Source organism: Secundilactobacillus kimchicus JCM 15530, from assembly GCF_001433995.1.
Classification (GTDB): Bacteria; Bacillota; Bacilli; order Lactobacillales; family Lactobacillaceae; genus Secundilactobacillus; species Secundilactobacillus kimchicus.
Genome location: NZ_AZCX01000005.1, coordinates 65,502 through 85,961 on the forward strand (window position 1 = coordinate 65,502; position 20,460 = coordinate 85,961).

The following is a 20,460-nucleotide window of genomic DNA, read 5'->3' on the forward strand; positions in this document are numbered from 1 at the left end:
CTCGATTCGACGCACAGTTTCAGAAGAATTGTGCATTGTTCAGCCAGTCTTGACCCGATAAAATGAATGAGCAAGGGGGCGATCACCGTGACGGTAGATTCCACCAAACGGCGGTTGGCGGCCGCGCTAAAAAAATGCACGGAAACGACGCCGCTAAACAAGATCACAATTGAAATGATTGCCGAAACGGCACAGGTGACACGCAACACCTTTTACTATCACTTTAGCGACCTCCACGACTTATTAGCTTGGACGTTAGACAACGATGTGATTGTTGAATTGGAACCCTACACGAAGCTCAGTCGGTGGCAGGATGGTTATCGACGGATGTTGGATTATGTGGCGTTGAACCGGCACTTTTGCTTGCAGTGTTTTCGATCATTAGACCGGCAACTTTTGGAAGATTTTTTAGTCTCGGTAGCGCGGCAAATGGTTCAAGGCGTTGTTCGGGATGCAGCCGTCAGCGTCGATGAAGAAGTTGAAGCGGCCATTATGGACTTCTATGGCGGGGCCATTGTGATGCAATTGGTCCAGTGGTTGGCCACGGGGCTGCAGGATGATCAAGAAGTATTGTATCACCGTGCGGAAATCGGTCTGGATGGGGCCATTGAAAACGCAATTCGACAGGCGACTAAATCTGAATAACGGGGTTTTTGGGCAAACCGGCAAGGTTGCCCATTTTTTATTGGCTGAAACGGTCCTATAATGAAGGTGTAAAAGGTTGAATTGTCAATTAATTATCTGGAGGGATTCCTATGATTAAACATAAAGCCGTTATGATTGGTGCCGGGCTAGCGAACCTGGCCGCTGCTGTTTACCTGATTCAAGAAGGTCACTGGCAAGGTGACCGCATCACGTTTTATTCGATTGATGATCACGGGTCAAACGACGGCGCGACCGTGGCCGATTTTAAAGATAATTATTGGAATGAGAACCATCCACTCGAAAACCAACACGGGTTCATTGCTCGTGGGGGACGGATGCTGAACTACCGGACGTACGTTGACCTCATGGACCTGTTGGACCGAGTCCCATCCGTGACTGAACCGGGGATGACGGCAGCTGAGGATACTCGTGATTTTGATCGAAAACACCGGACGTTTGACAAGGCACGCTTAATGTCAGCCGACCAGGGAATTATCAATGGTGGTCATTTGGGGCTAAATAATCATGACCGCCTCCTATTAAGTAAGCTGGTGTTAATGCCGGATTCAAAGGAAGAACAACTGGATAATGTGTCGATTGCCGACTACTTTAAGCGGTCCCCGCACTTTTTTGAGACGAACTTTTGGTTGATGTGGGAGACCACCTTTGCCTTTCGGACGCAAAGTTCAGCTCAGGAATTACGCCGATACATGCATATGATGATCTATGAATTTACGCAAATTGAGCATTTGGTCGGGGTCAATCGGACCCGGTATAACCAGTTTGAAAGTATTATGAATCCCATCATTAAGTACTTGGAAGCCCAGCACGTGACGTTTGTGTTGAACCGCCGCGTGATGGACTGGCAGTTTGCCACAACGGCCATGCAAGACGAAATCAAGGTGACGGGGTTGGAAATGCAAAATATTGAGACCGGTGAATCAGAGCACGTGGCGGTGGATGACGATACTGCAGTGTTCTTCACCAACGGCTCAATCACCGATTCGGCGACGTTTGGTGATCTCACGCATCCAGCTGCTGAAAACATGGACTATGGCGCAGCGTCAGGTCTGTGGAAAAAGGCGACGGATCATTTCTACAATCTTGGCAATCCAGATAAGTTCTTTGCGGACCGAAACGCTAGCGAGTGGGTGAGCTTTACATTGACGACGAAGAACCACTTGCTGTTAAACGAAATTACTAGAATTACGACTCAGGTCCCAGGCAACGCGCTTAATTCGTTTGTTTCTACGCAACCCATTACCCCACTTGGACAACGGGACGTTAACATGTCGATTGTTGTCCACCACCAGCCCCACTTTACAAGCCAAAAGCCTAACGAGTCAGTCATTTGGGGTTACTTCTTGTACCCACGGCGGCGTGGTGAATTTGTGGATAAGGCTTATATTAAGATGACCGGCGAAGAAATGGTGGCCGAATTGCTGGGTCAGCTATCGAAAGTAGATCCTGGTCCTGGTAACATCATGGACAAAAAGGCAGCGATTATGGATAGTGTTGTCAATAACATCCCGGTTTACATGCCATATGCGTCGGCCCTCTTTAATAACCGGGCTAAGAGCGACCGACCAGAAGTGATTCCAGCGCATTCCAACAATCTGGCGTTTACCGGTGAGTTTGTTGAACAACCGTATCAGATGGTCTTCACGGAACAAAGTGCGGTGCGGTCGGGTGAAATTGCCGCCTTTCACTTTGCTGGTATTCCGATGAGTCAGCTGGTTGAGACGCCACGATATGACCGCGATCCCAAGACTTTGGCCCGGGCAACTAAGAAAATGATGATGTAAGGGACACACAGAGATTTAACAAGTCACGGCATAAAAGCCGAGGTCGATTTGAGTAGGTTCTCAAGTCGACCTCGGCTTTTATCTGGAACCAAGGAGACCCGCCAAAAAGCAGTTGCACCCACGTTACACATGTTGTAATATTCATATGAATAGATAATCATATATAACGGGGGTAAATCATGACAAATTCTGGACAAGCAAAACTCGTCACGAAAAGTTTAACAATCGAGTATTTATCAGTTGGCTGGATGACATTTGAATTCTTAGTTGGGTTCTGGTCGGGGTTAAAGGCTGGCTCGATTTTACTCATTGCTTTTGGGTTGGATAGTTTGTTGGAAATCATTTCGGGTGGGGCGTTAATTTGGCGACTCAAAAAGGAGGCCAATGGGGCTGGTCAACCTGAAATCGAGCGAGCAGAGCGGCGGTCGGCTCGCATTGTGGGCAGTGTGCTACTATTATTGGCGGCTTATGTGACCATTGTGTCGATCACAAACCTAGTCACTCATGCGGCTGCAGATACAAGCTTTTCAGGGATGGCTATCGCGGTGGCGTCAGTCATCTTGATGCCAATCTTGACCATTCAAAAGCGCCGGTTGGGCCAGGCCCTTCATTCGCCAGCGCTCATTGAAGACGGCCTGTGTAACATCACTTGTGCGTACATGGCAGCGACCGTCTTGATTGGCGCCATTCTCACGGCGTTACTTGGCTGGTGGTGGACTGATTCTCTGGCTGCTTTAGTCCTAGTCTACTTTATCGCTAGCGAAGGCTGGGAGGCCTTTTCAGGCGACTAGTTGTTGACGGCAATCGGAGAGCATGGTATGACAGAGGAAACAAATCTATGGAGGCGTCGGCATGCAAACACGGCATTTTGGAAAAACCGGCTTTGAAATTAGTGAGGTTTCGTTAGGAACCTGGCAGTTAGGGGGAAAATGGGGTGCTCCGTTTGACCCGCAGGATGCGCAAGCAACACTTCAGGCCGCCTACGACCATGGGGTTAACTACTTCGACACCGCTGATGGTTATCAGGATGGTGAAAGTGAAAAGGCGGTCGGCCAGTTCGTTAAGACCCATCCTGATGTGCATTTTTCAACTAAAATCGGCCGTAAGGAGATGCCACTAACAGCAACGCATTTTGATCCAGATCACATTAAACGCTACGTCGACGCGTCATTGCGCAATATGGGCCTCGATAGTCTGGATCTGGTGCTCTTGCACTGCCCGCCAACGAGCGTTTACTACCAACCTGAAACGTTTGAAACCCTTGAGCAGTTGAAGCGTGAGGGTAAGTTGAAAAACTATGGCGTCAGCGTTGAAAAAGTCGAAGAGGGGATTAAGTCGTTAGACTACGGTATTTCAGCTGTTGAAATTATCTTCAACATGTTCCGGTTGCGGCCCGCTAACCTGTTCTTCGATCTTGCTAAGCAACATGACGTGGGTGTCTTGGCCCGGGTACCATTGGCTAGCGGTCTGTTGACGGGCCGTTACACACTGGAAACGGCCTTTGACAAAGCCGACCACCGGAGCTTCAACCGGGACGGGGCCGCCTTTGACAAAGGTGAAACCTTCTCTGGAGTGGACTACGCGACGGGGGTGAAGGCAGCCGATGAGCTAAAAGCGCGTCTTGGGACGGATGACTTAGCTGGTATGGCGCTTCGCTATATTCTGATGTACGATGCAGTGTCGGCAGTTATTCCGGGAGCTAGCAACCCGAATCAGATTAACCGAAATACAAGTGCCGCAGCATTACCGGCCTTGACGAGCGAGCAAATGGCCGTTGTTCAAGACGTGTATGATCACTATATTAAAAATCCGGTGGCGTATTTGTGGTAAACCGCGTCACAACGGGTACCGACCGACTTCTGAGGAGGTCGGTTTTTTTTATTGTTGAAAAAAGTTTGGTACCGACAACTTTTTATTGGAAACTGATGAAAAATATTTTTAAATGCTTGTATTATTTGAAAATGGGTGTATATTGAGTGTTGGAAATTGAGCGAGCGCTCAAAATTAGAATTAGCCCTGACATTTGAGCGTAGCGAAATAGCCGCATTAATCAGGTTTCAATCCGTGCCGATATGGATTGAAAGTCGATTAATTCGTCCATTTCACGAGTCGTTTCAAATTAGTGCCGAATTTCTAAACCAATAGAAAAGAGGTTTTTCTCATGAAGGACACCACAATGAAGACGAAGCACCTGACCACGACTGACGGGACAAACAAGAGTCTCGATGAAGTGAACGGTAGTGTTGAAGTCCCTAAGAATGCTGGCTTTTTCAAGACGTTAGCGGCTTACACTGGCCCTGGCATTTTGATTGCCGTTGGTTACATGGATCCGGGGAACTGGATCACCTCAATTGCCGGTGGTGCGCAGTACAAGTACCGGTTGTTAGCTGTTATTTTGATTTCAAGCTTGATTGCCATGATGCTTCAATCCATGGCAGCTAAGCTGGGTATTGTCACGGGTAAGGATCTCGCCCAAATGACGCGGGAAAAGACCAGCAAGTCGATGGGGTTCATCCTCTGGATTATCGCTGAATTGGCCATTATGGCGACCGATATTGCCGAAATTATCGGGTCTGCGATTGCCATCAAGCTGTTGTTTAACATCCCATTGATTGTGGGGATCTTGATTACCACCGCAGACGTTTTGATCTTGTTACTGTTGATGCGGCTGGGGTTCCGTAAGATTGAGGCTATTGTGGCCACTTTGGTAGCGGTCATATTGATGGTTTTCGCTTACGAAGTGTTCTTGGCCGAACCAAGTATTGGCGGTATTTTGAGCGGGTACATTCCCACCAGTGATATTTTGACGAACCATTCGATGCTTTACTTATCACTTGGGATTATCGGCGCCACGGTCATGCCGCACGACTTGTACCTGGGGTCATCCATTTCACAAACCCGGAAGGTGGATCGGCGAAACCGCGATGAGTTAGCCAAGGCTGTGCGGTTCTCCACGATTGATTCTAACTTACAATTATTCTTGGCGTTCATCGTTAACAGTTTGCTGCTGATTTTGGGAGCTGCTCTGTTTTATGGCACGCACAGTTCACTGGGCCGCTTCGTTGACCTGTTCAATGCGTTAAATAACAGTCAGATCGTCGGCGCTATTGCCAGTCCAATGTTGAGTATGTTGTTCGCGGTTGCCCTGCTATCGTCAGGCCAGAGCTCAACGATTACCGGGACTTTATCCGGTCAGATTGTGATGGAAGGCTTCATCCGAGTTAAGGCTCCGCTGTGGTTACAACGGCTCATTACGCGACTGCTCTCTGTGACGCCGGTCTTGATCTTTGCCATTTACTACCACGGCAACGAAGCTAAGATTGAAAACCTATTGACGTTTTCTCAAGTATTCTTAAGTGTGGCCCTGCCATTCGCCATTATTCCGCTGGTGATGTTTACGAGTAACAAGAAGGTCATGGGCGAGTTTGCGAACCACGCTTGGATTAAGTACGCTTCTTGGCTCTCTGCCATCGTTTTGATCATCCTTAACATTTACTTGATTCTCCAGACGTTGGGGGTCATGGCTTAACAAGAAAATCGACGCACAAGTCGTCGATTTTTTGATATTGTCAGGAGGTTATGATGAAAAAAAGTGAAGCCCAACGGACGCTGATTTTAAAAACTGCTCGTGAGTTGTTTGCCAAAAAAGGGTACAACGCGACTACAACCCGGCAAATTAGTCGGACTGCCAAGACAGCTGAAGGGTTGTTGTATTATTATTTTCCCCACGGCAAACAAGAAATTTTGGAAACCATTGTTCAGTCAGGAGTGAGTCATCGGCTCAGCTTGTTTAAAGCAGCTGAGGTCAAAGCCGAAGGCCAGTCGTTAACGCAACAAATCATGGGGATTTTTGAAGCGTTATGTGACGCATTTCAAAGTGAAGCTAGCTATCAATCGTTCATTATTACCATTCGGGAGCGCTCGGTTTTATCGGGGACCCAAGCAGAATGGATAACGCAAGCCATTGAGATGGTCGGCAATCATCTCAGCCACTTATTAGCGACCGATCAGGCCTATGCCGGCCTCCCCGACCAGACACGTCTGAACCTTGCCAGCATTATTGCCGCTATCTTTCAAAAGGTGTTTTACGATGAGCTTCTCATTCGAAATCTCCAGACGATTTCGCCAGCCGCTCGGCAGACGGTTGCGCATGAATTAGCATGCCTGTTTCAAATGATGCCTCGCGCCAGTTCGTGAAAATTAGGGTTGGTTAGCCAGAAGTTTTGGTGCTAACCGACCCTTTACTATTGCCAGGATTTGGCGCAGGTGGGGCCGATAAAATGCTATAATGAGTGACAACGTTATCGGTAGCGGAGGGATCAAATTGACGAAGGAACAATCGTTATCAGAAATTGATTTAATTGATGATCAGCGCTTGAAAGAATCGGAACGAATTTTTAAATTGTTGAGTAATCCGACTCGGCTACAAATGTTAAAAGCGCTAGAAGAGCGAGAATTAAACGTTAGCGAGCTCGGCGAACTGTTGGGCCTGGAACAGTCAGCCGTCTCACACCAGTTAGCCGCGTTGCGCAAACACCAGCTAGTTTCGGCTGAGCGCGTGGGCAAGGCCAACTATTACCAACTAGATGATCCGCACATCTTAGACGTGGTTAACGAGATGTTGGAACACGTGGATCACGTGATTCGGGGGAAACGGCACGGGCAGTAACTCTGAGAAGTATTGTTTAAGCAGGAATTCGGGATATGATGAAATTTAATTTAAATTTCTCATTGACATCTCATTAATTTCGAGTATTATTATCACCATACAATATTTAAATATTTTTGATTAAAGACTACGCGTAGAAGAGTAGTTATCAGGAATGTTCAAAGGGAGCCCTGATTAGTGAGACGGGGTAACTGAACTGATAATGAAAGTAATCTACAAGTCGTGGCCGCGACGGAATTCCGAAGTGGCCGCTGGGAGTGCGCCCATTACAGCAATGAAGTATCGTCAGCGGATTGCGCATCCGATTGACTGTACTTTCTAAGCTGACCATCGTGAGGTGGTCAGAAAACAAGGTGGTAACGCGTGAAAACGTCCTTAGCGAAAGCTAAGGGCGTTTTTTAGTTATCCCCCACTAACAGGAGGAATCAATATGAATAAAACGTTAACCAAACGCCAATACTTAATTTTAGGATCATTACTTTTCGGTTTATTCTTCGGTGCTGGGAACCTGATTTTTCCCATTCATTTAGGTCAGTTAAGTGCTGGTAACTGGGGACCAGCCACCATTGGATTTTTGCTTACTGCTATCTTATTGCCCCTTTTATCCATTCTTGCGATTAGTCTGACGCGGAGCAACAGTGCCTACGACTTGGCCTTACCCGCAGGCAAGAAGTTTGCGTTATTCTTTTTGATCCTGATTCACCTGACGCTTGGAATCCTAGTGGCCTCACCACGGACGGCAACCACCACGTTTGCCATTGGCATTCAACCGTTTTTACCAAAGCAATTTGACCAAATCGGGTTACTGATTTTCTCCGCTTTGTTCTTCGGTATCGCTTACCTGTTGTCGTTTAACCAGAGCAAAATCACAGATTATGTGGGAAAGCTATTGAACCCAATCCTGCTTGCCTTGTTGGCCTTTATCTTCTTCATGGCCTTCATTATCAAAGGTGATCTGCGACACATCAATATTTTACCCACTGGAACCGGGGCCAATGCTAATCTGATTAACGGGTTTCTACAAGGGTACAACACGATGGACGCGCTAGCAGGTCTTGGATTCGGGGTCACGATTATTGCAGCCTTGAAACTGTTCGGACTGACCAGTGCCAAGGATCGTTCCAAAGCAGTCGCTAAGGTTGGGGCAATCAGCATGGGCCTCGAGTCCCTCATTTACATCTTTTTAATTGCGCTGGGTGCTTCGAGTTTGAAATACCTTAAGCTAACGCCTGAAGGGGGCTCAGCCTTCACCCAAATTATGACCCATTATACGGGGCTCGCTGGGACCGCGATTTTAGGAGCTGTGACGTTTTTGGCCTGCATCACCTCATGTATTGGTATGATGGCGGCGCTGTCGCAGGACTGGGGAAACCGGTTCCCACGGTTGGGGTACCACTTTTTCCTAACGATCAGCTGTCTCGGTGCTTTTATTATCGCTAACTTTGGGTTAACCCAAATTATTTTATATTCGACACCTTTGCTTTCATTTATTTATCCGTTTGCCATGGCGCTCATCTTCTTAGGTATGTTACACCCGTTTATCGGCAAGAACCCGTTGATTTACAAAGCAACGATTGCCTTAACGACTATTCCCGCCATTTTAGATGGCATTCATACGTTACCACCATTCTTTGCTAACATGAGCTTTTTCTCTTCAATCAACACTTGGGCCGGCCATACGGTGCCACTCTTCAATGTGGGCTTGGATTTCTTCCCATTCATGTTGGTTGGCCTGTTGGGGAGCTGGATTATTGCCAAGTTAATGAACTTGACGCCTGCTCCAACTTTAGGCTCTGAGAAAAACAAGATCTAGTTGTGATCACACATAGAACATCATTTGCCAAGTTTTGGCACACATACTGGCGGTTCGCCAGACTGAACAGCGTAGCGATCGACTTGCCTGCAAGTCGGTCGCTATTTGCAGTTAAGAGCTGAGTTGTCGGGCCTCGTGGGGTCACAGTTTCGCCCATTGTGTGTATTTACTTCGGGCCCAATTATCCTTAGGATGGAAGGGAGACTTCAATCCAGGAGGCGTTAACGTGATAACCTACAGTGATATTGATTCAGAATTTGTCGCCCTTAGCCAACAAGACCGTTGGCAACTATTGGTTAAAATGTTTCGGGACCGCGATTTGCGGCGGCAAATTAACCAAACAACGCTTATCAATAATGATCGCCAAAAACGGTGGCGAGAAGCCCGTCGACTTGCAAGTCAGGCGGCTGGCCGATGGGCCCTGATTTTCACGTTACTGGTCATTTTGGCCTATCTTGTCATTTCACGGAACTGGGCTGGTTTGACTCAATTAACCAGTGTGGCTGCCGTACAGACGGTTAGCCAGTCAACGACGTGGGCCATTGTTGGTATCTGGGGGCTTGGCCTCGCGCTGCTAGTGGCCTACGGTTACTTGATGAAGGATGGGTTTAAGGTTTACTACCTGATGTTTGCCAACCAGGAAATTAAGGCGCTGGCCCAGTTGCAAACAAACGCGGTGGATAGTGAGTCCGTCTACGCGTTATTTGCGGAGTTGAATGCCAGCGGTTATCCTAAGTTTGCAAAATTAGTCAAAGAAAACCCGTATGAAACGGGCCGCCGTCCTGCGAATAATGGTCCTGATTCTCTATTAGACCGTTTGAAACGGTAAAAGATTCTTCAAATAAAAGGGGTGCCCTGCCAAACCGATGACGGTTTATAGCAGGGCGCCCCTTTGTTTTACTGATTCAGTTGGCGTTCTTAAAACCGGTGGGTGCCAAACCGGGACGGAATGTGGAGAAGTTCAAACATTAATTCCGTTGTTTCAAACCAGGCCCAGCCAAAGAAGAGTCCCCCGATAATATCGGACGGAAAGTGAACTTGTAAGTACATTCGCGATAGTCCGACCAGCCCGACCCAGACAATCAATAGGGCGGCTACTATTACACGGGTACTTTGGTGTTGTAGCACGATGGCGATAATTTCCCAAAATAAAATAGCAATGAGCACTGCATTGAACGTGTGGCCGCTCGGGAAACTGAAGCCGGTAGCTGGCACCATTTGTTGAAGCGGTCGCGGTCGGGCGACTAAGACTTTGACGCCGTGGACAACAAGATTTCCTAAGACGATAAAGACGATGGTTTTGAGGGCGAGCGGATTTTGCCGCATTAGCCATAGTGCGATGGTAATGGTCAGTCCTAAAATCATCACGGTCGTCGGATCAGCCATTGCTGTCACCACGTTAAAGAATGTTGTGAGGCCAGGCCGGCCATTGGCCCTCAGAATCCTTAAGAATTGATGATCCAGATGCCGAAGCGGTTGAAAGCGGCTGACGACAATCGTTGTCCAGACGGCTACCGCCAGCCAGCTAAGGCCAAACACACTTAACCGGTACTTTGATATTTGTTTCAAGATAATGCCCCCCAGAGATGTTAGATTAAGATACCGTTGCAGTGGTCGAGCTCGTGTTGAATGATTTGGGCTGTAAAATCGGTAAACGTTTGGTGCTGCGACGCAAAGGCGGTCGTTTGATACGTCACGGTGATTTGTTGATAACGCGTCGTCTGGCGTTGTCCAGCCAGGGATAAACACCCCTCAGTGGTTTGGTACGGGCCACTTTTAGCCGTGATGGTCGGATTGATCATGGCGACCGGGAGTGGGCCGATGAACAGCGCAATGATGCGTTTATTTTGACTAATCATATTCGCTGCTAAGCCGACTGCTTCGGCTTTGTGGGCAACTAAGGTATCGAGTAAATCAGTGACAACTTGGCGGTCAGCTGGTGTTGCGACCACGGATGGTTGTTGTAATGTCAGGGTGTTTTTATTAATGGGTCGTTTCATAGCGCGCCTCCCAGAGTGAACTAGGTCTATTATAGGGGGAGTGATTCGGCAAAAGCAATTTAAATTGGGGTAAAGATGGTGGGCATTAATCGGCGGAATGCGTGATATACTATGGGTGTTGTAGCTAAGCTATTTTGAGAGGAGCGGTTATCAATGAAACAAGTAAAACTTGGTGGGCTTGACGCTTTAGAAACGTCGGCCGTTGCTTTAGGGATCATGCGGATGACGGCACTTGATAGTGATCAGGCGGCTAACGTCTTGGAAACAGCGCACGACCACGGCATTACCATGATTGATTCAGCTGATATTTATGGTAATGGGCACTCTGAAACCGTCTTTGGCGAAGCCCTTAAAAAGACGAGTCTGAGCCGGGATGACTTTGTCATTCAATCCAAAGGTGGCATTGTTTTGGATCCAGAGCGCAGCCACGGTGATTTGGTATTTGGCCAACGTTATGATTTTTCAAAGCAACATTTGATTGACGCTGTCGATGGTATTTTGAAACGGATGGGGGTCGATTACCTGGATAGTTTTCTCCTTCACCGGCCTGACACCCTAATGGAACCTGAGCAAATCAGTGACGCTTTTGACACGTTGACGCGGGCCGGGAAGGTTCGGTATTTTGGGGTATCCAACTTTAACCCCCGGCAAGTTGATCTCGTTCAGGCCGCGCTTAACCAACGATTGATCATTAATCAGTTGCAATTTAGCTTGATGCACAGTGGGATGGTCGACTTCGGCATTCACACTAATATGAAGGATGACGGCAGCGTTGATCACGACGGTGGAATCCTTGAGTATAGTCGGTTGAAACAGATGACCATTCAAACCTGGTCACCGTTCCAGTTCGGGATGTTTGGCGGGCCGTTCATCGATAATCCTAAGTTTCCAGAGTTGAACACCAAGTTGCAAGCCTTAGCTGATAAGTATGGTGTCTCTAAGAACGCCATTGCCACGGCGTGGATTCTTCGCCACCCAGCTAACATGCAAGTGTTACTGGGGACCATGACGCCAGCGCACATTACGGATTCGGCTAACGGTGGTGACATTGTGTTAGACGCGCAAGAGTGGTACGACTTGTACTTCGCGGCTGGGAATACGTTACCGTAAGCCTTAGCAAAACAAACAACAAAAGAATGCGGAAAACTTGGCGCCACCAAGCTTTTCGCATTCTTTTTAGGGTTGCAAATGGCGTTGACCAGTCGTTACGCCGTTAACTGGCGCTTCTCAGCCGCTGATAGTTGAGCTAGTTCGCGTTGCTTGCCCCGCTCAGCCAAGTGAACTTCGTGAGTTAAGAACGCGTGGGTCTTAGCCTCATAGCGGTACTTGCGCCCGAGCTTAACGAGGTAGCCGTTGATATAGTCGACTTCGGTTGGCCGGTAGTGGTGCATATCCTGATACATGGATGGGTAATGGAGGGGGTTGGCAACCTTGCTGACATAGTTAACACTGTCCAGTTCCTCCTGGCGGGTATTGAGCATCTGAACGCCGGCCCGTTCGCACACGTCGTAAGCTTCATCGATGAGCTGACGGCTCATGTCATTGGCACCTTCATAATCAGCATATTCACCCATGGTCATCTCAAACATGGTGCACAGCGTGTTCACCACGGAGTTGAAGACGACTTTGGCTAATAGGGTGCCCATGAAGTTCGTGGTCAGGTTAGGGTGAAAATGAGCTTTATCCAATTGACCCACAAGTTGGTGGGTAAAATCATCGGGTTGTTCGGTGTAGTTTGCTAGGTTCATGGACCCAGCACCGGGCTTACCAATGAAGTCCACGTCGCCGGGGCCGTTAAGAACGGTGGCGACTAGCGCTGTGCCGGCGATCACCTTGCTGGGTTTGAAATAATTTAAGAGCTTTTCGACGTGGCCCATTCCGTTCATACAAGTAAAGGCGTACTGGTTGGGCTTAAAGAAGTGCGCACAACGCTTCAGCATGTCGTCAAGTTGCATTTGCTTCATAAAGAAGATGTAGCAGTCTGGATTGCCTGCGTATTCTTCAGGATAGTAGACGTTGACGGGGACTAAATGGCGGTCTTGATGGTCCCGTGACACATAAACGCCGCCTTGCTGGCGCATCTTTTCCACGTGAGGCTGCCAGCCATCCACAAAGTCCACGTCATTGCCTGCTTCCTGTAACAAAACGCCGTATCGTAGGCCCATTGCGCCTGATCCCACTACCGTAAATTTCATATGTTGTCACTCCCAATCAATAATTTCAATAAAACGAAAAAGTGCCCTTTAAGTCATACTGACTTAAAGGGCACTTGCGTACGTTACCACCTTTAATTTTACCCACTTGTCGCCAAGTGAGACTTAATCTGCCAACACAGATTCAGGATGATATCGGAGGATGACTCCGTCTTTTGTTACTAGCATGGCGTTTACAAAAGATGCTACGAGGTGATTAACCATGTCGGTTTCCCGCTCTCACTATCCGGGATCGCTTAAATGACTGGTATGGGTCCTCGTCAACGCATTCGTTTTATTAAGTTGGGTTCAGTTTAACACGAGAATGAGAGATGTCAAATCTTTTTTTAATCTTTAAGCCATTTATTTGGTTGTTTTTCACCGGAGACGGCTTTAATTAAGACAAACGGGGGAACCTTAAGTTCTTAAATGGCAGTGCGATAAAATACTAAAAGTTTTGCCATAAGGATTGCCTGTCGCACCCCAGGGGATTAACCTAAATGAGTTAGAATAAATATGCAAAAAACTTGCAAAATAGGGGAAGACGTTAATGACCGAAAAAACAAAACAGATTTCGCTGCTTGGCTTAATCATGATGCTGTTTACAACGATTTATGGGTTTGCGAACACAACCGTTGCCTACGACCAAATGGGCTACGCAAGTATTATATGGTATGTAATTTCAGCGTTATTATTCATGATTCCAAGCTCACTCATGTTTGCTGAATACGGGTCTGCATTTAAGGATGCTAAAGGGGGAATTTATTCCTGGTTAGCCGCGTCAATTGGGGAGCGCTTGGCCTTCATTGGCACGTTTATTTGGTTAGCTTCCTGGGTCGTTTGGATGGTGTCGACTGCCGCCAAGATTTGGATTCCATTTTCAACCGTTTTTGCGGGTCACGATGCCACGCAAAGCTGGACGGTCATGGGATTGTCCTCCACACAGGTCATTGGTGTATTGGGGATTTTCTTAATTCTTGGGCTCACCTGGTCGTCCGTTCGGGGCGTTGAGACGATTACTAAGTTTGCGTCTGTGGGGGGGTTTTTTGTTAGTCTGTTGACGGTGGTCTTTTTACTGGCAAGTCTCATTGTCTGGTTCAGCAATCATGGTCAGTTAGCGGAGCCAATTCACGGCATGAAGAGCTTCCTTCAATCACCGAGCACCGCCTTTCAGTCACCGATTGCCCTTGCTTCCTTTGCAGTGTACGCTGTCTTTGCCTATGCTGGAGCAGAATCTTTGGGTGGCGTGATTGATAGCGTGAAGCACTCGGAAAAAAACTTCCCTAAGGGACTCATTATCGGGACCATTTTCATTACAGTTGCCTATTCGCTGATCATCTTCATGTGGGGTGTCAGTGCAAATTGGCAGTCAGTGGTCGGTGCAAAGGGGGTTAACCTTGGAAATATTACTTACGTGTTGATGAGTAATCTGGGGTCGATGCTTGGTCACAGTCTTGGCCTGTCAGCAACGGCAGCGATGGGATTAGGTGCTGCGTTTGCTCGGTTTACCGGCCTAAGCATGTTTTTGGCTTACATTGGGTCGTTTTCTGTGCTGGTTTATTCACCTTTAAAATCGTTCATTATGGGCTCGAATCCTGATTTTTGGCCGAAAAAAATGACGCAGGTTAACCAAAATGGCATGCCAGCCTTTGCCATGTGGGTTCAAGCTGGGGTGGTCGTTATTTTGATTGCGCTAGTATCCTTCGGTGGTGCAGCAGCAGCCCAATTCTACACGATTTTAACGGACATGGCGAACGTGTCAACGTCGTTTCCATACCTGTTTTTAATTGGGGCTTTTCCGTTCTTCAAGCGGCGTCAAGATCTCGATTACAGTTTCCACGTTTACAATAATCGATTCGTGACCAACCTTATCGTGACGGTTGTGATGATTGTGCTAGTGGCTGGGATTGGCTTTAGTTGTGCGGAACCGTTGATTCAACACGACTACGTCACCGCCTTTTGGACCATTATCGGACCGGTCTTCTTTGGCTTGGTAGCCTGGGGATTCTTACAGTATCAGCAACGGGCCAAGCGCCAGTCGCGGTAACTAAAAAAGTAATGGGCGGCCAAACCGGCTAGTAATAACCGGTTTGGCCGCCTTTTTATCGTACTAAGCAGGGATTGAGCATTTACAGGGTGGCGCCCATCTGGCACAATGAGCGTCAAAGGAAGGAAGCGATCTCATGATAAGGTTCCAACATCTTAGTAAGCATTACGGTGATAAAGTTGCCTTGGCTGACTTGAGTCTGACGATTCCAAGCGGGGAGATTTTTGGCTTTCTTGGTCATAATGGGGCGGGAAAATCAACGACATTAAAAAGTTTAGTGAGTGTGATTGCGCCCACTAGTGGGACGATTAGCGTTGACGATTTGGATTTGGCAGGCAACCGGTTAGCGGTTAAACGCAAAATTGGCTACGTGCCGGATAGTCCGGACTTGTTTCTGGAGTTGACCGCTGGTGATTACTGGGACTTGCTAGCGTCGGCCTATGAGGTGGATCCAACGGCTCGGGCGCAGCGCCAAGACGAACTGGTCCGGTTATTTAATATGCAAGATAGCATTAGTACACCAATGGCCGATTTTTCTCATGGGATGCGCCAAAAAGCAATCATCATCGGGGCGCTGTTGCCAGATCCCGATGTTTGGATTCTAGACGAACCAATGACTGGCTTGGATCCCCAGGCCGCTTACGATTTAAAACTGCTGATGCGCCGCCATGCTGATGAGGGGAAAACGGTGGTGTTTTCAACCCACGTTTTGGCGACTGCTCAGGAACTTTGTGATGAGCTAGCGATTCTAAAATCGGGGAAGTTGATCTACAACGGGCGAGTTGATCAATTACTAGCCACGATGCCTGATGAAAATCTGGAAAGCATTTACCTCAAGCTAGCTGGGCGCCCCGAAAATGACGAAGTCTGGCGGGAATTGGAAGGGGCGGACCAGCATGAATAAAAGTGTCTTGGGTCAGTTGATTCGAATCAATTTACTCTACGCCAATCCGCAATCAACCCAAAAGCTTCGGCAACGATCGCGTAGTAATCGGCGACTGACATGGGCGTTGGTTCGGCAGTACGTCTTAGCGGGGTTGATGCTAGCGGTGCTGTATGGTTTTTTACTGACGATGGTTGATCTGGTTCGTAATAAGGGCCTGTTCGATAACTTTCTTGGCGTGTTTGCAATTTTTTCCCTGAGTCAGGGCATTTCAATTATTAATAACGTCTTTTTTGAGAGTAAGGATCAGGCGGCCTACTTGCCGCTCCCCATCAGTGCTCGGCTCGTTTTTCTCGCCAAAATGATGGTGGTGCTGATTGCCGTGGCGCCGATGACACTGCCAATTTTGTACGTATTTGTGGCCACCGGTTTCAAAGCGGCAGTTAACCCAGTTTTAGCCGTTGTCGTTGGTCTGTTATTGTTTGGATTAGTGGTGGCGCTGATGACGCTGCTTGGGGCCTTTATCGTTTTTGGGCTAGCGCGAACCAAGTTGTTCCAACAGCACCAAAAGTTGGTCACATTCGGGCTTTTATTCATCTCATTTGCGGCCATGATGGCGGGCATTTTGATGTTAAACTTTTCGACGGCCAGCACTACAAGCGTGACGGCGGGGATCCCAGTTTTGAATTGGTTCCACGACGCGGTCACCAATCCGCTGTCGCTGGCAAGCGGTGGGCTGATTGGTAGCCTGGTTATTCTTGTCGCCGTGCTGGCATGGGGGACGGATCGATGGTTGCTTAACCAGTTTTTGGTTGGGCCAACCCGGTCGACAATGGTTACCCGGAAGCCACACCAAGTGGTTCAGCGGAGTTTTCGGCAACGCTTGGTTCGGTATAATCTAGGCCTTTTGCAAAGCCCAACGCTCCTGCTTCAAGCTGTTTCGATGACATTATTGCCCTTTATTATGATGGGAGCGGGGCTCTTGACGGATAGCCATTCCCGAGCGGCCATTGCCGCACTACCAATCCGTTTTAGCGGTCTATTTCTTGTGGTTGGTGTGCTGGCCGGCGCGATTACGGTTAATAGTAGTTCGTTAGTGAGCGTCAGTATTTCACTGGACCGGGCTAATTTAGAGTATATTTTGGCGATGCCAATTAGCCTGAAACGATATCTTCGTATCAAGTTCTGGACCGTCTACGGGGTTCAAGCGTTGATGGTCGCTGTTTTAGCAGTAGCCGTCGCTGTATTTTTGCAACTTCCAGTCTGGCATACCGCTGCGCTGATAGCGGGGTTACTGGTTGGCGTTTATCTGATGAGCGTGGTTTATTTTGCCCGCGATTGGCGGCTTCGTGATCTGGATTGGAGTAACGTGACCACCTTGTTCAACCGCGGGGGCGGCAACTTTTTGACCTTTGCCGTGATTTTCGGCGGATATATTATTGGGGCTATAGTGGTGTTCATGGATTATATGGCGATTTCAGTAATGGGCGGTCTGGTAGCAACCGGATTAGTTTTGCTGGTGTTACTTGCAGTGGGCGCGCTCGTCGTCTGGTGGTTTGATTGGCACTATTGGTCAGCTCACCTCACCGAAAATTTGCACTAACTGTGACACAAATAGGACGCATCCAAAAAGGCGGTAACGAGCCCTTTCGGATGCGTCCTATTCGTGACGGCGGGTAATAGGGAACCAGCGACTGATTTAGAAGGCGTCAAAATACACGCCGCGTTGATAGGCCATACTGCGAGCAGCTAAAAATCTAGTGTAACGGCGGTCTGACCAACGTTTAGGGTCATACGCTGTTCGTTGCCAACCGCGATGTGGCCGTCGGGATTTGGTCACCCGAAACGCCTGAAGCTCGACAAGTTGGTAGTCCCGGTGTTGCGGAATGGCCAGGCGTGGTGCCAATTCGCGATGGGGCTCTTGGTCCTGGTAGGTGCGCTGGTTTTCGGCTTTGATGGTCTTGGCCTGCTCATCTGAAAGTGTGCCGGCCGTAACAGCCTGATCAACTAGTGCGTTTGTGTCGAGCAAGGTTTGTCGGAGCACTTCCCAGTCATGATATTGGGCTCGAAAGGCAGCGCTAGCGCGTTGGCGACGGTCATGATTTGCGGTCGCGACTTGGTGTTGTTGCTCGGTAATGTTGTCCCGGTGAATGCGGTAGGTGGTAATTTTGGCCGTAAAAGCAAGTTGGTCGTTGGTGAACAATTCGTGACCCACGGCGGCGGCCATCTGGGCTGTAAAAGGCACCCAGATGTGGTCGGCCACTTGTTCACCGGTTGATTGATGGTGAACATCGGTCAGTAATAGGACGGGTTCGCTTGCCCCGTGATGATTATGATGGTGGGTCATTTTGCCAACGACTGCTGTAAACGGTTGGCGAGTTTGAACAAATGGCGCTAATTTTATCCGAGCGTCAGCCAAACGCTCATCTCCTTTAGGTATCAGATTAAGTTAACCATTTGGTAAGTGGCCAAATGGGTCGTCTTTGGGAAACGACCGAGCCAGTAGCCGCATTTCACGACCAAAAATGTCGGGTTCCCGGGTAAATTCAGAATAGCCCAGTTTTTCATACAGCCCCATGTGTTCGGTTGCAATAAATGTGGACTTGAAATGCGCAGCCTCGGCTTCCCGTTCGGCCCGAATGACCAGTTGCTGGCTGATATGGTGACCGCGGTAGTCGGGGACGACGTACACGGTACTGATGAACGGGGTCGCGGTGGTGTTTTCAACGATGTCCTTAGCCAGCAGGGCACAACAGCCCACTAGCCGATCGCCGTCTTCGGCGACAATGACCCGTTCCCATGGCAGAAACTTGGTCGTGGTCATTTTCTTGGCGAGGTACGCGCCAGCGGCCCAATCGATGCTGGCAATTTCTTTTGCCCAATATGCCCAATCAGGTGATTCTTGCGTTAAAGTGTGTAAGTGCATGACGGATTCCCCCTGTTTTTACTGAATATTATACGTGAAAAATGCAGTGGTGTGGTGAGAAGTGCGTGAATGATGGCCCGCGGTTCAACTTAAGGGTGCCACTGGCCGGCGAAGTATCGTATGATTAAAATAACGAATGATCCTCTGGAGGTAGTGGTATGGAAATTGCGGGATTTGGTGTTGAAGAGTGGCTAAACGAATGGGAAACAAAAGCAACCGTTGATATTGCTCAAAGTACGATCGCGTCGATGACGATGAATGAAGCACTGAACCTAGATGGTCAAGGTGGGGCCACGTTTTACGAAAAACTTGATGCGGCGAAAATGAATTACGGCTGGATTGAGGGGTCACCCGCCTTTAAGCGGGAGGTTGCAAAGTTGTATCAGCACGTTGATGTTGATGGCATATTGCAGACCAACGGCGCAACTGGGGCGAATCACCTGGCCTTATACGCCCTCATCAAGCCGGGTGACCATGTCATTGCAGAGTACCCCTCCTATCAACAGCTTTATGATATTCCCAAGTCGTTGGGAGCTGAGGTCGATTTTTGGCACATTCGTGAATCAGCTGACTGGTACCCTGATATTGAAGAATTGAAGCGATTAATTCGCCCAGACACGACCATGATTTGTTTAAATAATGCCAACAATCCGACTGGGACGATTTTAGACCGGGCCTTTTTACAGCAGGTTGTGGATTTGGCGTCATCGGTGGGGGCGTACGTCTTAGTTGATGAGGTCTACTATCCATTGACGCACTCTGAGCAGTTCGCGTCAATCGTTGACCTGTATGATAAGGGAATTGCCACAAATTCCCTATCCAAAACGTATTCTATGCCCGGTATCCGGGTGGGCTGGACGGCGTCGAACCTGTCGATTGCCAATCGGTTCCGAAAATACCGGGACTACACGGTGATTTGCTGTGGGGTATTTAACGACATGATGGCAGTTCACATCTTGGCCCATCGCGACCAAGTTTTAGCCCGTAATCGGCGCTTGGTGACGGAGAACCTGGCCATTTATAAGGATTGGATTGCCGCTGAGCCCAAGGCGAGTGTGGTGTTGCCAGAAGGGGTGTCCACCTCGTTTCCGAAACTAGAGATTCCAGCCGATCAAACGGAAGCCTTCTGCATTAAGATTCTGCAGGAAAAAGGTGTCCTTTTGGTCCCTGGCAACCGGTTTGATATGCCTGGGCATGTTCGACTAGGCTATTGTGCACCCAAAGCGACCCTTGAACGGGGGCTGTCGCTCCTATCTGACGCCCTCCATGACGTTTAAACTGATTTAAGCCACATCACAGCGGGTGATGTGGGCTTTTTTTCGGACATTTTAGTTTATTTGTCCCGTGTTTGTCTAAAAGCCTGTTCATTTGTTGATAAAAGTGTACTCTAAACTTGGGTGAATCTTCCTGGAGAAATGACGCTATCCAGTGGCGGGGGGCACTGGTGGCGGTCAATGCGTGAGCATGTCCAAGGGAGGTA

Annotated in this window: 19 protein-coding genes; 14 read left to right on the forward strand and 5 right to left on the reverse strand. The window is 48.5% G+C overall.

Going from position 1 to position 20,460, the window contains the following annotated elements; all coding sequences use genetic code 11:
• The first annotated feature begins 87 nt into the window (after positions 1–87).
• The 9 genes from FC96_RS08000 to FC96_RS08040 all read left to right on the forward strand — a co-directional run bounded on the left by FC96_RS08000 (position 88) and on the right by FC96_RS08040 (position 9,761).
• The gene (locus FC96_RS08000; RefSeq protein ID WP_056942615.1) at positions 88–645 is read left to right on the forward strand and encodes a TetR-like C-terminal domain-containing protein; all 558 of its coding nucleotides are present in this window, start codon (positions 88–90) and stop codon (positions 643–645) included.
• Positions 646–755: 110 nt separating this feature from the next.
• A complete protein-coding gene (locus FC96_RS08005) occupies positions 756–2,450 on the forward strand; it encodes an oleate hydratase (RefSeq protein ID WP_056942616.1) in 1,695 nt (564 codons plus the stop codon).
• Positions 2,451–2,629: 179 nt separating this feature from the next.
• A complete protein-coding gene (locus FC96_RS08010) occupies positions 2,630–3,241 on the forward strand; it encodes a cation efflux transmembrane domain-containing protein (protein ID WP_056942617.1) in 612 nt (203 codons plus the stop codon).
• 61 nt (positions 3,242–3,302) lie between these two features.
• A complete protein-coding gene (locus FC96_RS08015; RefSeq protein WP_054660895.1) occupies positions 3,303–4,280 on the forward strand; it encodes an aldo/keto reductase in 978 nt (325 codons plus the stop codon).
• A 331-nt stretch (positions 4,281–4,611) separates the two neighbouring features.
• Positions 4,612–5,979 carry an Nramp family divalent metal transporter gene (locus FC96_RS08020; protein ID WP_056942618.1) on the forward strand — a complete coding sequence of 456 codons (1,368 nt, stop codon included), beginning with the start codon at positions 4,612–4,614 and terminating at the stop codon, positions 5,977–5,979.
• A 53-nt stretch (positions 5,980–6,032) separates the two neighbouring features.
• Complete coding sequence (locus FC96_RS08025; RefSeq protein ID WP_056942619.1) at positions 6,033–6,647, forward strand: TetR/AcrR family transcriptional regulator; 615 nt, start codon at positions 6,033–6,035, stop codon at positions 6,645–6,647.
• A gap of 127 nt (positions 6,648–6,774) precedes the next feature.
• Positions 6,775–7,119: an ArsR/SmtB family transcription factor gene (locus FC96_RS08030; protein ID WP_252192326.1), complete on the forward strand. Its 345-nt coding sequence runs from the start codon at positions 6,775–6,777 to the stop codon at positions 7,117–7,119.
• A gap of 430 nt (positions 7,120–7,549) precedes the next feature.
• Positions 7,550–8,932 carry a branched-chain amino acid transport system II carrier protein gene (brnQ, locus tag FC96_RS08035; RefSeq protein ID WP_082593461.1) on the forward strand — a complete coding sequence of 461 codons (1,383 nt, stop codon included), beginning with the start codon at positions 7,550–7,552 and terminating at the stop codon, positions 8,930–8,932.
• A gap of 226 nt (positions 8,933–9,158) precedes the next feature.
• Positions 9,159–9,761: a hypothetical protein gene (locus FC96_RS08040; RefSeq protein ID WP_056942621.1), complete on the forward strand. Its 603-nt coding sequence runs from the start codon at positions 9,159–9,161 to the stop codon at positions 9,759–9,761.
• A gap of 89 nt (positions 9,762–9,850) precedes the next feature.
• Here the strand turns inward: FC96_RS08040 and FC96_RS08045 are convergent, their stop codons facing one another.
• Positions 9,851–10,501: a phosphatase PAP2 family protein gene (locus FC96_RS08045; RefSeq protein ID WP_056942622.1), complete on the reverse strand. Its 651-nt coding sequence runs from the start codon at positions 10,499–10,501 to the stop codon at positions 9,851–9,853.
• Between the two features lie 20 nt (positions 10,502–10,521).
• Entirely contained in the window at positions 10,522–10,932 is a 411-nt protein-coding gene (locus FC96_RS08050; RefSeq protein ID WP_054660883.1) for a peptide deformylase, read from the reverse strand.
• Between the two features lie 153 nt (positions 10,933–11,085).
• On the opposite strand from FC96_RS08050, the gene FC96_RS08055 reads away from it, so the two are divergent.
• The gene (locus FC96_RS08055; protein ID WP_056942623.1) at positions 11,086–12,042 is read left to right on the forward strand and encodes an aldo/keto reductase; all 957 of its coding nucleotides are present in this window, start codon (positions 11,086–11,088) and stop codon (positions 12,040–12,042) included.
• A 95-nt stretch (positions 12,043–12,137) separates the two neighbouring features.
• Here FC96_RS08055 and FC96_RS08060 read toward each other — a convergent pair whose 3' ends face one another.
• On the reverse strand, positions 12,138–13,127 hold the full coding sequence (locus tag FC96_RS08060; protein WP_054660881.1) for a ketopantoate reductase family protein: 990 nt from the start codon (positions 13,125–13,127) through the stop codon (positions 12,138–12,140).
• Between the two features lie 547 nt (positions 13,128–13,674).
• Between FC96_RS08060 and yjeM the strand changes: the two genes are divergently transcribed.
• The 3 genes from yjeM (at position 13,675) to FC96_RS08075 (ending at position 17,657) form a co-directional block, all read left to right on the forward strand.
• Positions 13,675–15,171 (forward strand): glutamate/gamma-aminobutyrate family transporter YjeM, encoded by a 1,497-nt coding sequence (yjeM, locus tag FC96_RS08065; protein ID WP_056942624.1) that lies wholly within the window; start codon positions 13,675–13,677, stop codon positions 15,169–15,171.
• 136 nt (positions 15,172–15,307) lie between these two features.
• On the forward strand, positions 15,308–16,075 hold the full coding sequence (locus tag FC96_RS08070; protein ID WP_056942625.1) for an ABC transporter ATP-binding protein: 768 nt from the start codon (positions 15,308–15,310) through the stop codon (positions 16,073–16,075).
• Positions 16,068–17,657 (forward strand): hypothetical protein, encoded by a 1,590-nt coding sequence (locus FC96_RS08075; RefSeq protein ID WP_056942626.1) that lies wholly within the window; start codon positions 16,068–16,070, stop codon positions 17,655–17,657. Before FC96_RS08070 ends, FC96_RS08075 begins: the two co-directional genes overlap by 8 nt.
• Before the next feature lie 96 nt (positions 17,658–17,753).
• On the opposite strand, the gene FC96_RS08080 is transcribed toward FC96_RS08075, so the two are convergent.
• Positions 17,754–18,473, reverse strand: coding sequence for a hypothetical protein (locus FC96_RS08080; protein WP_054660874.1), 720 nt, complete (start codon positions 18,471–18,473; stop codon positions 17,754–17,756).
• A 30-nt stretch (positions 18,474–18,503) separates the two neighbouring features.
• On the reverse strand, positions 18,504–18,980 hold the full coding sequence (locus tag FC96_RS08085; RefSeq protein WP_054660872.1) for a GNAT family N-acetyltransferase: 477 nt from the start codon (positions 18,978–18,980) through the stop codon (positions 18,504–18,506).
• 158 nt (positions 18,981–19,138) lie between these two features.
• Here FC96_RS08085 and FC96_RS08090 point away from each other — a divergent pair, with 158 nt between their 5' ends.
• Positions 19,139–20,257, forward strand: a complete 1,119-nt coding sequence (locus tag FC96_RS08090; protein ID WP_056942627.1) for an aminotransferase — start codon at positions 19,139–19,141, stop codon at positions 20,255–20,257.
• Positions 20,258–20,460: the final 203 nt, after the last annotated feature.